12 protein-coding genes are annotated in these 14,851 nt (G+C 39.0%); 7 read left to right on the forward strand and 5 right to left on the reverse strand.

The features are described from left to right. Positions 1 to 46: 46 nt before the first annotated feature. The gene (ubiK, locus tag CWB65_RS17600; protein WP_006793056.1) at positions 47 to 310 is read right to left on the reverse strand and encodes a ubiquinone biosynthesis accessory factor UbiK; all 264 of its coding nucleotides are present in this window, start codon (positions 308 to 310) and stop codon (positions 47 to 49) included. Between the two features lie 161 nt (positions 311 to 471). Here ubiK and rep point away from each other — a divergent pair, with 161 nt between their 5' ends. Beyond that, entirely contained in the window at positions 472 to 2,490 is a 2,019-nt protein-coding gene (gene rep / locus CWB65_RS17605) for a DNA helicase Rep (protein ID WP_138741111.1), read from the forward strand. 9 nt (positions 2,491 to 2,499) lie between these two features. Here rep and CWB65_RS17610 read toward each other — a convergent pair whose 3' ends face one another. The 3 genes from CWB65_RS17610 to elbB form a co-directional block, all read right to left on the reverse strand. Then, positions 2,500 to 5,064 (reverse strand): bifunctional diguanylate cyclase/phosphodiesterase, encoded by a 2,565-nt coding sequence (locus CWB65_RS17610; protein WP_138741112.1) that lies wholly within the window; start codon positions 5,062 to 5,064, stop codon positions 2,500 to 2,502. Positions 5,065 to 5,225: 161 nt separating this feature from the next. Then, the gene (locus CWB65_RS17615; protein ID WP_006793059.1) at positions 5,226 to 5,621 is read right to left on the reverse strand and encodes a c-type cytochrome; all 396 of its coding nucleotides are present in this window, start codon (positions 5,619 to 5,621) and stop codon (positions 5,226 to 5,228) included. Between the two features lie 216 nt (positions 5,622 to 5,837). Then, positions 5,838 to 6,485: an isoprenoid biosynthesis glyoxalase ElbB gene (gene elbB, locus CWB65_RS17620; protein ID WP_008133249.1), complete on the reverse strand. Its 648-nt coding sequence runs from the start codon at positions 6,483 to 6,485 to the stop codon at positions 5,838 to 5,840. Positions 6,486 to 7,008: 523 nt separating this feature from the next. Here elbB and polA point away from each other — a divergent pair. From polA to CWB65_RS17635, 3 genes are all read left to right on the forward strand, one after another. Next, positions 7,009 to 9,744 (forward strand): DNA polymerase I, encoded by a 2,736-nt coding sequence (gene polA, locus CWB65_RS17625; RefSeq protein ID WP_008133247.1) that lies wholly within the window; start codon positions 7,009 to 7,011, stop codon positions 9,742 to 9,744. A 517-nt stretch (positions 9,745 to 10,261) separates the two neighbouring features. Further along, positions 10,262 to 10,849 (forward strand): YceI family protein, encoded by a 588-nt coding sequence (locus tag CWB65_RS17630; RefSeq protein ID WP_138741113.1) that lies wholly within the window; start codon positions 10,262 to 10,264, stop codon positions 10,847 to 10,849. Continuing rightward, complete coding sequence (locus CWB65_RS17635; protein WP_006793063.1) at positions 10,846 to 11,364, forward strand: DUF1285 domain-containing protein; 519 nt, start codon at positions 10,846 to 10,848, stop codon at positions 11,362 to 11,364. The genes CWB65_RS17630 and CWB65_RS17635 overlap by 4 nt, the downstream gene beginning before the upstream one ends. On the opposite strand, the gene yihA is transcribed toward CWB65_RS17635, so the two are convergent. After that, the gene (gene yihA, locus CWB65_RS17640; RefSeq protein ID WP_008133243.1) at positions 11,361 to 12,038 is read right to left on the reverse strand and encodes a ribosome biogenesis GTP-binding protein YihA/YsxC; all 678 of its coding nucleotides are present in this window, start codon (positions 12,036 to 12,038) and stop codon (positions 11,361 to 11,363) included. The two genes, CWB65_RS17635 and yihA, sit on opposite strands and share 4 nt — an antisense overlap. Positions 12,039 to 12,318: 280 nt before the next feature. Here yihA and CWB65_RS17645 point away from each other — a divergent pair, with 280 nt between their 5' ends. The 3 genes from CWB65_RS17645 (at position 12,319) to CWB65_RS17655 (ending at position 14,814) form a co-directional block, all read left to right on the forward strand. Continuing rightward, a complete protein-coding gene (locus CWB65_RS17645; protein ID WP_006793065.1) occupies positions 12,319 to 12,951 on the forward strand; it encodes a c-type cytochrome in 633 nt (210 codons plus the stop codon). Between the two features lie 740 nt (positions 12,952 to 13,691). Beyond that, entirely contained in the window at positions 13,692 to 14,285 is a 594-nt protein-coding gene (gene yihI, locus CWB65_RS17650) for a Der GTPase-activating protein YihI (RefSeq protein WP_008133239.1), read from the forward strand. Between the two features lie 13 nt (positions 14,286 to 14,298). Next, complete coding sequence (locus CWB65_RS17655) at positions 14,299 to 14,814, forward strand: DUF2489 domain-containing protein (protein ID WP_008133237.1); 516 nt, start codon at positions 14,299 to 14,301, stop codon at positions 14,812 to 14,814. Positions 14,815 to 14,851: the final 37 nt, after the last annotated feature.

Raw genomic sequence — 14,851 nt, forward strand, 5'->3', positions numbered from 1 at the left:
AGACATAAAAAAGCAGCTCAGGCTGCTTTTTTATGTGTTGAATTAATTATTCTGCGTTTGTATTTTCGTTTAGTTGCTGTTCAAGAATAGCGACTTTAGCTTCTAGCTCAGTTAGTTTTTCGCGTGTACGGATAAGTACTTGGCTTTGAATATCAAATTCTTCTCGGCTAACAAAGTCCATCTCAGCAAGTTTGTTTTGTAAAACTTGCTTTGTTTTACCTTCTAGCGTGTCTGCTAAATTTTTTACACCTTGTGGCATATTACTCGTAATTTGCTTAGCAATTTCTTCTAGTTTTGCTGGGTTGATCATAATTGTCCCTTCGGCCTTGCCTAAAATGAATATAACTAATATTACCTTATACCCACCTCATTTAACACATGATCATGTTTAGGTAATTAATTATGGCAATTGCTATGCCTGTAGTAATGGTTACGTTAAAATTGCGCGTCTTTTAAATCTTTCTGGTCGTTATGAAACTCAATCCAAAACAAGATGAAGCAGTAAAATACATTAGTGGTCCATGTTTAGTACTTGCTGGTGCCGGTTCTGGAAAAACCCGCGTTATTACAAACAAAATTGCTTACTTAGTGCAAAAATGTGAATACAAAGCACGTAATATTGCAGCGGTTACCTTTACTAATAAAGCGGCTAAAGAGATGCGTGAGCGTGTATTACAAACGCTTGGCAAGCAAGAAGCAAAAGGGTTATGGGTATCAACGTTTCATACACTGGGTTTAGAAATAATAAAAAAAGAAATAAGTACACTTGGCTTTAAACCTGGTTTTTCGTTGTTTGACGATCAAGATACCAACCAGCTGTTGTCGGAGCTCACTGAAGATGAATTAAAAAAAGACAAAGATTTACTCAAGCTACTTAAAATGGAAATTGGTAGCTGGAAAAACGAATTAGTATTGCCAGAGCAAGCAATACGTGAAGCGCGTGACGCGCAAAAGGCGTTATTCGCGCAGCTATATGCGCGCTATCAAACACAATTACGTGCTTATAATGCATTAGATTTTGACGATCTAATAATGATCCCTACGTTACTACTTACTAGCAATGCAACATCTCGTGAGCGTTGGCAGCAACGCTTTAAATACTTGCTGGTGGATGAATACCAAGATACCAACACCAGCCAGTATCAGCTTGTAAAGCTACTCGTAGGTGAGAGAGCACGCTTTACTGTAGTGGGCGACGATGACCAATCGATTTACTCATGGCGTGGTGCACGTCCGCAAAACCTTGTTCTTTTGAGTAAAGATTATCCCGGACTTAGGCTTATAAAGCTTGAGCAAAATTACCGAAGCGCGCAGCGAATACTTAAATCTGCCAATATACTCATTGCCAACAACCCGCACGATATAGAAAAAAAACTATTTAGTGAGTTAGGGTACGGTGAGCCGATAAAAGTTATTGGGTGTCGTGATGAAGAGCATGAGTCGGAGCGTGTAGTTGCTGAAATTATTTCGCATAAATTTATGAAGCGCACCAGCTACAAAGACTACGCTATTTTGTATCGTGGTAATCACCAAGCACGCGGCTTTGAAAAGTCATTAATGAGCAACCGTATCCCTTATAAAATAAGTGGCGGCATGTCGTTTTTCGCGCGTTCAGAAATTAAAGACATAATGGCGTACTTGCGCTTACTCGTGAACCAAGATGACGATAACGCATTTTTACGTATAGTGAACACGCCGCGACGAGAAATAGGCACAGTAACGCTTGAAAAGCTGGGTACTTTAGCCAACGAAAAACATCAAAGTTTGTTTGCTACCTGTTTTGATAACGACCTAGGCTACAGGCTAAAAGGGCGTGGTTTTAACGCTTTAGCTGGGTTTGCTCGATGGATTGTCGAATTGTCAGATAACGCGGTACGCAGTGATACGTTAGAGGCAGTGAAAGATTTAGTGCGTAATATTAATTACGAAGCCTACCTATACGAATCATCGCCCAGTGCTAAAGCGGCCGAAATGAGAATGAAAAACGTCTCTGAATTATATCGTTGGATCACAGACATGCTAACCGGAGACGCTGACAACGAGCCGATGACGCTTGCCGAGGTGGTTAGTAAACTTACATTGCGTGATATGCTTGAGCGTAACGAGGAAGAAGATGAGTCTGATGCAGTTCAGCTACTTACATTGCATGCTTCTAAAGGCTTAGAATATCCGTATGTGTTTATGGTTGGCATGGAAGAAGGGTTATTACCTCATCAGGTAAGTATTGATGAAGACAATGTAGATGAAGAGCGCCGACTCGCTTACGTGGGTATTACGCGTGCTCAGCAAGAGTTAACATTAACTTATGCAAAAATTCGCCGTCAATTTGGTGAAACTTATGAAACAGAGTTAAGTCGATTTGTGCAAGAGTTACCGCAAGATGATTTAGCATTTGAAAACAAAAAGGCGCCTAGTTCGCAGGCAGAGCGAATGGAAAAAGGGCAGGCCAGGGTAGCAAACTTACGTGCTATGTTTAAAAAGCCTGAGTAATACACAGGCTTAAATAGACTGGCTGAGGTGTCCTTGATTTGGCTTAGAGCACGGTAGTGTATGCTGTTTGCCAACAAAATATGACAAGCCATGTTTCTCCAATAAGGCTCTAAAATTAAGAATAGAGGGTCCTTTTGCAATGACCTTCATTTTTTTGAGCTTAGTGATAGGAAGCACACCTTGTAGTTGCAGGTCGTAACTATCTTGTTGCAATATTCGCTTGCTAAAGGTGGAGCTAAGCAATAGATAGTCAAAATTTACATCGGTTAATAGGTTAAGTTCACATCTGTCTTTAGCAAAATTATTTAAGCCAATTGAGTAGCCTAACAAAGATAATCGCTTAAGATTTTCTAGCTGAGTAGCACATGCATGGCGAATTTCTTGCTCATCAAAAAGTAAACAAAGTTGGCTTGGGCCACGTTGTTTATGTAACACATCAACAAATAAAGTAAATTCGTGTTTTTCAAGTAATAAGCAAGAGCATGGTACTAATGCCATTGCCACATTTGCATTTATGGCCTGCGTGTAAGCACACGCTAGCAGTTGCAACTCTACTTTTAAGTGTTGCTCTTTGTCGGTAGCAAATTTTTTCAAAACCTCAAAACTGGTAAACCCTAAAATTGGGTGCTCACCGAACGCTTCAAATAGCGATTCAGATTGCTGTTGCTCGTTTAGTGTAATAATTTCTGAGCTTCTAAAGCTCATTGGCATGACATCAAGATGATGCAGTGCTTTTTGCCCTACATCAGCTATTGATTGAGTGAGTAACGGATGAAACAGCTCGTAACGATTTTTTCCAGAATTTTTTGCATGATACATCGCGGCATCGGCATCACGAATAATTTCGTCGGTATGTTTATAGCTTTGTTTTGAGTAGTTTATCCCAATGCTAGCACCGCTTTGCAGCAAAGTGCCATTAATATTAAAAGGCTTTTTCATTAAATCGATAATACGATTAGCCACATCTTCGGCCTGCTGTGGTTCGGTTAAATGCGTTAGTAAAATAACGAATTCATCTCCACCTAAACGGGCTAACAAATCATGTTCACGAATACATTGTGAAAACAGCTCACTCACATTAATTAAGAACTGATCGCCAGCTTGGTGACCTAGTTGGTCGTTAATATCTTTAAACTTATCTAAATCAATAAACAGAACAGCAAATTGACGCTCTGGAAAACGCTGAAAGTGTTGAAGCGTTTTTTCTAATTGGGTTAAAAATAAACTGCGGTTTGGCAAGCTTGTTAACGAATCGTGATGGGCGTCATGATAAAGCTGCTGCTCTATTTTTTTTCGTTCTTCAATTTGCATTTGCAAATGCAAATTAGTTTGTTGCAGTTCTTTTGTTTTTTCGTTTACTCTAAATTCAAGCTCTTGGTGACTTTTAGCTATAGCCTGATTTGCTAGCTTAGTTTGTAAAACAGCCGCTATTTGGTGCGATACAAACGTAATTAATTCGTTATCGTCTTGACTAAAAATATGTTTATTGTTGTATGCTTGGCACACAATAAGGCCAATAACACCCTGCGATGTTTTTAAAGGTGCACCTAGCCAGCTCGTCGCTTTTTGTTTGTTAGGAACGGGGGCTGAACGTTGTACCACGCCACTATTTAATAATGCTTGTGCTTTTTCTGGGTTAATAAGCTGCGTTTCTTCGGTGCTTATTACTAATTCGCTGTAGCCTTTGGCAAACTGACGGGGCTGAGTATTTTCCTTATATTCATCAACACAGTAAGGGAATGTTATCCAGCCTGAGTCTTTGTCATAGAGTGCAATATAAAGATTTTCTGCGTAGGTAATTGTTTTTATTATGCCATGTATTTTAACGTAAGCATCATCAAGGTTTTTAGCTTGAGTGGCGATTTCAGATACTTTAAATAAAATTTGTTGACGTTGCAGCGCGCGTTTACGATTAGCTACTTCAAGATTAAGTGCATCGTTACTTTGAGTCAGTGCTCGAGTACGAATTTTTACTTCTGACTCTAAATACTCACGTTTTTTTACACGTTCTATCGCCGTCGCTAAATACAGCGACATCACTTCAAGAAGTTGTATTTGCTGGGAGTTATAACTTTGATTTACGTCATAGCTTTGAGCGGCTAACACACCAATAATATTTTTTTCTTGGTACACAGGTACACCTACCCAATGTTCAGCGGGTGTGCCTAGCGCTTTGAATAAGCCATTAGCGGCTGCCTCTTGCATTTGCTGTTTTGTAAAGTATGTGGTTTTACCTTCTTTAAATACGTAACCGGTAGCACCTTCATCAAAACTATTAGAGTGATTTAGTGGTACTGCAATGCCATCTTTTTCATCTGAAAAATAAGAAAGCTCTAATGTTTGGCACTGCTGGTTTTGTAAAACAACGTAAAAGCTTTTACTGGGGACATACTTTTGTAAAATATCGTGTATAGCGGGATAAAGTAGTGTTAACTCCGCAACCGTACTCGCGCGCTCAGAAAGTTGGATAAGCGCATTTTGCAAATGGTGTGATTGCTTGTACTTTTCGAGTAGGGTTTTGAGGCGTTTATTTTGATACGCTAATCTACGCGATGAAGGGAGTTTATCTTCCAATGATGTAACCGATATTATTATTGTATAGTTATTAGACTTATACTTTCACTTTTAGTGCTTAGCGTCAAGCTGATATTCTAATAAAAATAATGGTTAACGCGGTATTTTGGGCATAAAAAAAGGCTTAACAAGTTAAGCCTTTTTTTATGTATAACTGAGCGTTATTCTGCTGTCATGAAGTCGATTGCTGCGCTTATTTCATCGTCAGAACAATCCATGCATGTGCCTCTAGCTGGCATTGCATTAAAGCCGTTAATTGCATGCTCAAGAAGCGTATCTTTGCCTTTGGCAATACGCGGTGCCCAATCGTCTGCAGATTTAGGTGCACCTAATGCGCCTGTACCATGACATGCAAAGCACGCAGCCTGGTAAACTTGCTCACCAGAGCGAGGCCCTGTTGGCGCGGCAGCTACTGCAGCTTTATCACCTTCAAGGTACACAGCACCAACAGGTGCTAAACGCTTTTTAATTGCATCTTCAGTCATAGAGTTATCATATGGCTGTGCGTATGCTGTAGTTGCTAACACTAATAATGCTAATGCTGTTAATTTTTTCATTTTGCCTTGCTCACTTCGATTTGAACGTGATCAATCACGATATAGATGACGGAAATTACGCCGATTATAACTCTCTGAGGCAATTTATAAAATGCTAAGAGGTATTTTTATTACTAAAAACTGGCTACTTTTTGCGTTAGCTCAACAAAAATAAGTGCCTTGGCGTATTTATTTAGCCAATATACCTGGTCATCTAATAAATAACCTTTGTTACAATCAATTTAATGCTAGTACGGATTTAACAAGTTTTTCGATCCCCTCATCTGCTTCAACAATCGATTGCGCTAGCATGTAAGCAGGTGTAGTCACAATTTTATTGTGTTGATCAATTACAACGTCATCAACGTCACAATTTAAGTGTGTTGCGCCAAGCTTAGTGAGTGCGGCTGCTGTGTCTTTATCGTTGCCAATAGTGATTTTTGCATCGTCGTAAATAAATGGAGTTAACGCAGGCGCGATACACATATAGCCGGCTGGTTTATTGGCATTAGCGAATTTTTTACAGGCGTTTAATACGTCGTTGTTAATGGTCGCTTGTGCGCCTTTGACCGCAAAGTCACATAAGTTTTTCGCAGCACCAAAACCACCTGGAACTATTAATGCGTCAAATTGATCGCTATTAAGGTGGTTAAGCGCTTTTATATCACCTCGGGCAATACGTGCAGCTTCTACTAATACATTACGCTTTTCACTCATTTCCTCACCCGTTAGATGATTAATAGTGTGAAGTTGCTCTATGTCTGGTGCAAAACACTGGTAGGTTGCACCATTTTTAGCTATGTGTAAAAGAGTCAAAATGGCTTCATTAATTTCGGCACCATCGTATACACCATTTCCAGCTAATAACACGGCTACTTTTTTCATGCTTTTGTGCTCCTTGATTTAATTTATTCAGTCTATAGTTTGAAGTTTAACACGGACGAAATTGCCTATTTAAATTAATTTTTATGTGAAAATTATCCGCTAAGTAAGTTGCAATGCGGCATATGCCATTTCACAATTAGCACCAATAAAAAAAAGTATAAAGGATCGCTATGATCTTCGATCCATTATGCTAGAATACTCCTCCGGTTATTTAATTGGACACGAATAACCAAAGTAGATGATGGCACTAGTAGCCATACAAAACCTTTTTCCACATTGGTTTAAAAATAATAAAAAAAGAACTTCGTATTATCTTTTTTAAATTAAAACATATAGTTAATCATTTTTCTAGGCGTTCAAATAGGCCTTGGAAGAATTATTTGTGCCTGTTATCTACATACTTATCCACAGCTTGCTCTTATTTTAATAAAATACCGAATATCAATTGATAGTCGTTTTATTTTAACCCTTATGGCATGCTTACAATTATCATAATTTTTAGCATTTAGGATCCAAATTCACCATGGCTCAGATCCCCGAAAATCCACTTATTTTAGTTGATGGTTCGTCGTATTTATTTCGTGCTTATCATTCTCCTCCACATCTAACTAATTCTAAAGGTGAGGCTACGGGCGCTATTTATGGCGTTATTAATATGCTGAAAAGCTTGATCAGACAGTATGATCCCTCGCATATGGTGGTTGTATTTGACGCCAAAGGTAAAACATTCCGTAACGACATGTACAGCGAATACAAAGCTAATCGCCCACCTATGCCTGACGACTTACGCACCCAAATAGCACCTATCCACAGTATTATTAAAGCAATGGGGTTTCCGCTTATTAGTATTGAAGGGGTTGAAGCAGACGATGTCATTGGAACCTTTGCGCGAATTGCCTCTGAGCAAAAACGCCATGTACTGGTTTCGACCGGCGATAAAGATATGGCCCAGCTTGTGAATGAGCATGTGACACTCATTAATACGATGACCGACAGTATTTCAGATCCTGACACAGTTGTTGAAAAGTTTGGTGTGGGCCCAGATCTTATAATTGATTACCTAGCACTGATGGGCGATAAGGTTGATAACATTCCTGGCGTAGAAGGCTGTGGCCCTAAAACAGCTGTAAAATGGTTACAAAAATATGGATCTCTGCAAGGTGTAATGGATAACGCAGGCGAAATTAAAGGTAAAATTGGTGAAAAATTAGCAAATGCATTAGATCATTTACCTTTAAGCTATGAGTTGGCGACCATTAAGTGTGACGTTGAGGTTGAGTCAGATCTTGATACGTTTAAATTGCAGGAGCCAAATAAAGACGAGCTAATTGCTTTATATGGTGAATGCGAATTTCGTCGTTGGTTAGCTGAGCTACTAGATAACCCAAGTGATGCACAAACTCACTTAGCAGTTCCATCGCAAGAAACAGAATTACCAAAAGTTGAAGAGGCTCATTACGAGACTATTTTAACAGAGGCGCAGTTTGATACGTTAATAGAGCAACTTAATGGCGCTGATCTTTTTGCTTTTGATACAGAAACAACTAGCCTCGATTATATGCAAGCGCAATTAGTAGGCATGAGTTTTAGCGTTAAAGCAGGAGAAGCTGCATATTTACCTGTTGCGCACGATTACCCCGATGCACCAGATCAACTAAGCCTTGAATTTGTGATGCAAAAGCTTGGGCCAATTTTAGCTGACGCTAATAAAGCAAAAGTAGGGCAGAATCTTAAATACGACAAAAGCGTATTAGCCAATGCCGGCTATGAACTCAATGGTATTAAATTTGACACTATGCTTGAGTCATATGTATTTAACAGCGTAGGTACGCGTCACGATATGGATTCGTTGGCATTAAAGTATTTAGGTCATAAAAATATTAGCTTTGAAGATATTGCAGGCAAGGGTAAAAAGCAGCTGACGTTTAATCAAATTGAACTCGACAAAGCAGCGCCTTATGCAGCAGAAGACGCGGACATAACACTTCGCTTACACGAAGTACTGTGGCCTAAAATTGAGGCAGATGAAAAGCTTAAATCGGTATTTGAAGAGATTGAAATGCCTTTGGTAAGCGTCATTTCAGATATTGAGCGCACAGGGGTTGCAATTGATAGCAACATGCTTGGCGCGCATAGCCAACGTTTAGGTGAGCGCTTAATTGAACTTGAAAAAGAGGCGTTTGAAATTGCAGGTGAACCCTTCAACCTGAGCTCACCAAAACAGTTACAAGTATTATTGTTTGAAAAGCTAGAGCTGCCAATAATTAAAAAAACACCTAAAGGTGCACCTTCAACCGCAGAAGAGGTACTTCAAGAGCTTGCTCATGATTACCCGTTACCTAAGGTTATTATTGAACACCGTGGTTTATCAAAACTTAAATCAACATATACCGATAAACTACCGCTTATGGTTAATGAAAAAACACAGCGTGTACACACGTCATATCATCAAGCTGTAACAGCGACAGGGCGTTTAAGTTCTACCGATCCTAACCTGCAAAATATTCCTATTCGCTCAGAAGAGGGTCGTCGTATTCGAGAAGCCTTCATTGCTGCCGATGGTTATAAAATAGTGGCAGCCGATTACAGCCAAATTGAATTACGCATAATGGCGCATCTTTCACAAGATAAAGGTTTGCTTAATGCTTTTGCAAACGGTTTAGATGTTCATAGTGCGACCGCGGCCGAGGTGTTTGGTGTTGATTTAGATGACGTAACAACAGACATGCGCCGTAAAGCAAAAGCCGTAAACTTTGGTCTTATTTATGGTATGTCGGCTTTTGGCTTAGCACGCCAGTTAGATGTACCACGCCATGAAGCTCAACATTATATTGATAAATATTTTGAACGTTTTCCAGGCGTATTAGAGTACATGGAAACAACACGCGAAAAAGCAGCAGAAAATGGATATGTTGAAACAATATTTGGACGCAGATTGCATTTACCTGAAATAAATGCCCGTAACGGAGCCCGTCGTAAAGGCGCGGAGCGTGCTGCTATAAATGCGCCTATGCAAGGCACTGCTGCTGATATAATTAAAAAGGCTATGTTAAGTGTTAATCAGTGGGTGTACGAACAAGCTCCAAATACCGTGAAGCTGCTTATGCAAGTGCACGATGAATTAGTATTTGAGATTAAAACTGATTGTGCGGAGGCTTACACAAAACAAATTTGCGAGTTAATGTCACAAGCTGCTTCACTCGATGTACCTTTAATAGTAGAGGCTGACGAAGGTGAAAACTGGGAACAAGCCCACTAAACTTTATAAATAATAAAAGCGCCAATAGGCGCTTTTTTTATGTGTATTAAAAATAGTAGTACCTTACCGGTCAATTTTATATAAACAGAATTTAGTTAATAATTGGTTAAAATAGGTAATTATTTATGCCAAATGGTTACATGTTCGTCAATTCTAACTATTAATGCAGAATATGATTGTATTTTTATGCGCGCTTTTGTTAAAGTCCCGCCCGTCCTACTCTGTAGGACATCCTGTTGATGATGCGTCTGTAAAGATGCAACAAATTGTTAGCGACTCCCCAGTTTGCTATATCGGCCTAATAACCTTTTATTAGGCCGTTTTTTATTCCGCACTTTTCAGTATTCTCGACCTAATTATTACTTCTATTGTGATCATCTTTACGTTTAAATCCCGTAATTATAGCCAGTATTAGTTACGATATTACAATCTCATATTTTAGTATGGTTTAAGCTATTTCTAAATGATAGTATTCAATGAGGTTTTACCTTCATCTATGTGTTTAAAGGAGTGCGTTATGTTTAAAGCGTTAGTGATTACAGGCCTTTCGTTATCAAGTTTATTTATGTCTAATTTTGCCTTTGCTAATTGGCTGCTAGACAACGATAAAAGCCAGGTAAGTTTTGTTTCTATAAAGAAAGACACAATTGCAGAAGCCCATCACTTCACTGCAATCGAAGGTAAGCTTAACGATAAAGGTAAGTTTAATGTTTATATAAATTTAGCATCAGTAGAAACGTATATACCTATTCGTAATCAAAGGCTTACAAGCCTTTTGTTTGAAGTAAATACATTCCCAAAAGCCGTGCTAACAGCTAATTTGAAGCCGTCGTTAGCAATAATTAAAAAACCGGGTAGTTACGTGTTAAAAGGTATTAGCGCAGAGCTTGATTTTCATGGTAACAAAAAATCGCTTTCAATTGATGTGCTGGTAAATAGCAATAAAAGTGGTGATTTGACGCTTGCTTCATTTTCGCCAGTCATCATAAATAGTGGCGACTTTGGTGTGACAGAGGGAGTTAAACAGTTACAAGAGCTTGCTGGTTTGCCTTCGATTGCAACGGCTATCCCAGTTTCATTTGCATTAACGCTTAATAAACAGTGATTTCGCTTAATGAGCTCAGTAAACAGTTAAGTGAGCCGAGTAAGCCCTTTGATAGTTGGCAACCCTCTCATTGTGGTGAGTTGCCAATCGTTATTAACGACCAAGGGGAATGGTTTTACGATGGTAGTAAAATAACAAGACTACCTATGGTCAAATTGTTTGCTTCTGTATTGTGCAAAGAGGGTGCACATTTTTATTTAAAAACACCTATCGAAAAAGTAACGATTACAGTAGAAGATGCGCCGTTTATTATTGTTGATTGGTTTTTAAAGCAAACTAATGAAGGCGAGGCTTTGTGTTGTATTGATAATTTAGCCAGGCAGTGGATTGTTTGCCAGCAACAGCCCTTACGGGTAAAAAATTATAAGGGCGCTAAAGTACCTTATTTAATATTACCTTTTGGTTGTAGTGCACGTATAGCAAGAAGTGTGTTTTATCAGTGGGCAGAAAAAGCCGAGTCTGATGAGCTCGGCTATTTTATTCAATCTGCAGGTGAGGTGTTTTACTTAAGTTAGCTTGCAGTGTTTGTGTCTGAACTGCTTTCGTCAGCTACTTTTTCTACAGGTGGTACCGCGATAACGGGGCCTAAATACCATTCGTCTAGTTTTTTAGCTACTTCTGGTAATCCAGTGCCTTTTAAAGATGAAAATGCATGGACAGTAATATCACCGTCCAGCTCGCTTAGTTCGCGGCGAACTTGTAGTACTTGTGCCTTTCTTGCACCTTGCTTTAATTTATCAGCTTTTGTTAGCAGGGCCAATACTGGAATCTCGCTTCCAATCGCCCAATTAATTAAGTCGCGGTCTAAATCTTTTAACGGATGACGAATATCCATTAAAACAACTATTCCTTTTAAGCTTTGGCGTTTTTGAAGATATTCACCTAATGACTTTTGCCATTTCTTCTTCATTTCAATTGGTACTTTGGCAAAACCGTAGCCTGGTAGATCTATGAGGCGCATGTTATCAACATCAGCTAACTCAAACGTATTAATTAACTGAGTTCGCCCAGGGGTTTTACTCGTACGTGCTAATTTTTGATCGGTTAATGCATTTAGCGCACTTGATTTACCAGCATTAGAACGACCCGCAAACGCAACTTCAATTCCCGTATCAGCAGGTAATTTAGTAATGTCTGGAGCGCTTGTAACGAAAGACGCGGTATTATATTTGATACGAGATTTGAGCACAGGCTCTCCTAAAACTTTAAAAATAACGTTAAGTAAACCAAATTTACTTAGGGCACGTATTTTATACTATAAAAGATGTATTAAAAAGCGTATTTAAATACCTTAAATCAGTGTCTGTGGTACATTTAAAGCATATTAAAGCTTCACCTTAGTCAAAACCCTGTAAATTATAAGCTTAATATGTGTAGAAAACGTGCCAGAGAATTTATTATCGTGTAGAATATATGTATTGCAACATCATGATTGTAGATGATACAGGGTCGGGAACAGAGAATTCACCATGAAAAAAATAGCACTATCTTTAACAATATTGCTTGGTGCGTTGTCAGCAAGCAACGCAACAGCATTTGATGGCGATGTAAACGCAGGTAAACAAAAATCAGCAACGTGTGCGGCATGTCACGGCCCAGACGGTAATGCACCGATTACTATTTACCCTAAAATTGCAGGCCAACACCCAGATTATATCCTAAAGCAACTTCAGGATTTGAAACTAGGTATGACATCAGGCGGGAAAGAAGGCCGTATGGATCCTGTAATGAGCGCAATGGCAATGCCACTAAGCGAACAAGACATGAAAGATCTGGCAGCTTACTTTTCGTCACTAAACATGTCAGAGGGTTCAACCCCTAAAGACGTCGTTGAAGTTGGCGCTATGCTTTATAAAGCCGGTGATGCAGAGCGAGGAATTCCTTCATGTGCTTCGTGTCATGGTCCTCGTGGTAACGGCTCATCGTTAGCTAAGTTTCCAAAAGTGTCTTTTCAGCACCCAGAGTACATAAAGTCTCAGCTTGAAAAGTTTCGTAATGGTACACGCCATAATGACCTAAACGGTATGATGGGTGACATCGCTAAAAAGCTAACAGACAAAGACATTGAAGTGCTTTCTAAGTACTTAGGCGGTTTACACTAAAGTCGTATTTATCTAAATTTAGATACCAACTACAGTGTAATATGAAAAAAAAGCAGCCTCGGTTGCTTTTTTTGTGTCTGAAATTCGCGATATCGTCTTTCACTTTGTGAGACATTGACCATACGGATGTATGGTAAAAGTCTTATTTTAAATGTCTTTTATTTGTTAAGTTGTTGTTATTTAAATAGGCTTTTATTTATGTATGGCTGTAATGTAAGAAAAAAGATATAAACCAGTTGTAACAAAATTATTAACGAGTAAATTAACAGCTGTCGCAAAAAACAATAAAAAAATGGAAACAGCTATAAGGAAAGTAGCGCGGCACGACTACATAGCACAAAGATTGTGCTACTAAAGGAAATACTACAAAAGAGTCAGGATGACCGAAAATAATAAAATAACTCATGGAAGTTTAATAATAAAAACAAAATGGAATGAAACAAGGAACGTAAAAATAATAACAATACGGACTGATAATAATAAAAATAACAAAGACTAAAAAGTCGAAGGGAGAAGTGTCCATTTTATGGCGCTCAGATTAGTAGGCGGTAGAGATGTTTTCTCTACCGCCTTTTTATTTGTCCTGTTACAATACCCACCGTTTAGCAATATGCTAGTGCGTCATGTTAAAGAGAAGCCCAACCTCTAAAGCGCAAACTGAATTCTTCTGGCTATGCCAGCATTGCGATGCCTATTAATATACGCCTCGCTCAAAACCTCTTAAGTGAGATGATCAAGATATGAGTAGAAAGAAAAAGTCACGCAAAATCCCATCAAATGGACCTGTTCGCTTAAGCCAAGATAAGCTTAAAGAAATGCGTGCGTTAAAAGAGCAGCGTGTTAAAAAAACCAAAGGTGCTAAGCCTGGTTCTCGTAATGCGCCAGATTTGGTTGAAGAACAAAACCAAACATCGCATTCAGGTTCGAGAGATAAACGTATTGGTAGTAAAAAGCCGGTGTCTTTAGTGCCTGTTGCTGCTGAACCAAAAGTAGAAATGAAACGTAACTTAAAACCAGTGGTTGAACTTAAAAAAGTAGTTCAGCCAGAGCTTACACCAGAGCAAGAGCTTGAAGAGCTTGAAAATGATGTACGCTTACTTAAGTTGGTTGAGCGTCATGAAGGCGGTGAGATGCTGACTGGTAAAGATGCTAAGTACTTTAATAGTCGAATTGCTCGCCATCAGGTTCTATGCAAATTATTAGGCCTTGAGGATGAAGACGAGTTTGATGATGAAGATGACTTTGGCGAAGAGAGTAATTCAGACTTTGACCAGTATTTATCAAACGATCTTGCCAGTGAATGGCTAGACGATGATGAAGACGAAGATAAGTAATTAAGGGTAATCAATGAGTACTGCTGTGATCGTTGCCTTGTGTTTAGGGGCTATTATTATAGCTGGTTTGGCATTTTATGCGGGTCAGTTGTTGTACAAGTTAAGTGCACAAAAAAAGTTAATAGCTAAAAAGCAAGCAGAGCAAAAGCAAAAGCTTGCAGCATCTCGTTTAAAGCGAAATGCTAAGCTCGCCGACAGTATTCATCTAATTGCGCGCGCAATGAAAGAAGAACAATGTGAGTTTTCAGAGGGATGTTTGCGCGTGTGGGTGCTTATGTCGCAATATGGCTTTGAAGACGAGCGAGATTTAACCATACAGTACCCTGGCATTTATAAGATGTACCAAGTGGTAAAAGAAATGCCGACACACGATGCCCGCAAAAAATATTCTAAAAAAGAAATATTTAAGCAAGACACGGCGCGTTGGCGCGCAGAAGAAAGCTACAGTGATGAGATTAAGGCCGATTGCGTTAAAATTATTTCTGAGTTCAAAGCTGCTCCAGGTAGTGAAAACGTAGTTTTTAACTAAATCTCGTACATAACATTAAAAAAGCATACCTAGGTAT

It is taken from the genome of Pseudoalteromonas sp. S554 (assembly GCF_005930865.1).
Taxonomy (GTDB): domain Bacteria; phylum Pseudomonadota; class Gammaproteobacteria; order Enterobacterales; family Alteromonadaceae; genus Pseudoalteromonas; species Pseudoalteromonas marina.

Bases quoted from the DNA above. Each gene is read 5' to 3' on its own strand.
- rep (WP_138741111.1), top strand. From the start codon at position 472: ATGAAACTCAATCCAAAACAAGATGAAGCAGTAAAATACATTAGTGGT.
- elbB (WP_008133249.1), bottom strand. From the start codon at position 6,485: ATGAAAAAAGTAGCCGTGTTATTAGCTGGAAATGGTGTATACGATGGT.
- CWB65_RS17630 (WP_138741113.1), top strand. From the start codon at position 10,262: ATGTTTAAAGCGTTAGTGATTACAGGCCTTTCGTTATCAAGTTTATTT.
- yihI (WP_008133239.1), top strand. From the start codon at position 13,692: ATGAGTAGAAAGAAAAAGTCACGCAAAATCCCATCAAATGGACCTGTT.
- CWB65_RS17615 (WP_006793059.1), bottom strand. From the start codon at position 5,621: ATGAAAAAATTAACAGCATTAGCATTATTAGTGTTAGCAACTACAGCA.
- ubiK (WP_006793056.1), bottom strand. From the start codon at position 310: ATGATCAACCCAGCAAAACTAGAAGAAATTGCTAAGCAAATTACGAGT.
- CWB65_RS17655 (WP_008133237.1), top strand. From the start codon at position 14,299: ATGAGTACTGCTGTGATCGTTGCCTTGTGTTTAGGGGCTATTATTATA.
- polA (WP_008133247.1), top strand. From the start codon at position 7,009: ATGGCTCAGATCCCCGAAAATCCACTTATTTTAGTTGATGGTTCGTCG.
- CWB65_RS17645 (WP_006793065.1), top strand. From the start codon at position 12,319: ATGAAAAAAATAGCACTATCTTTAACAATATTGCTTGGTGCGTTGTCA.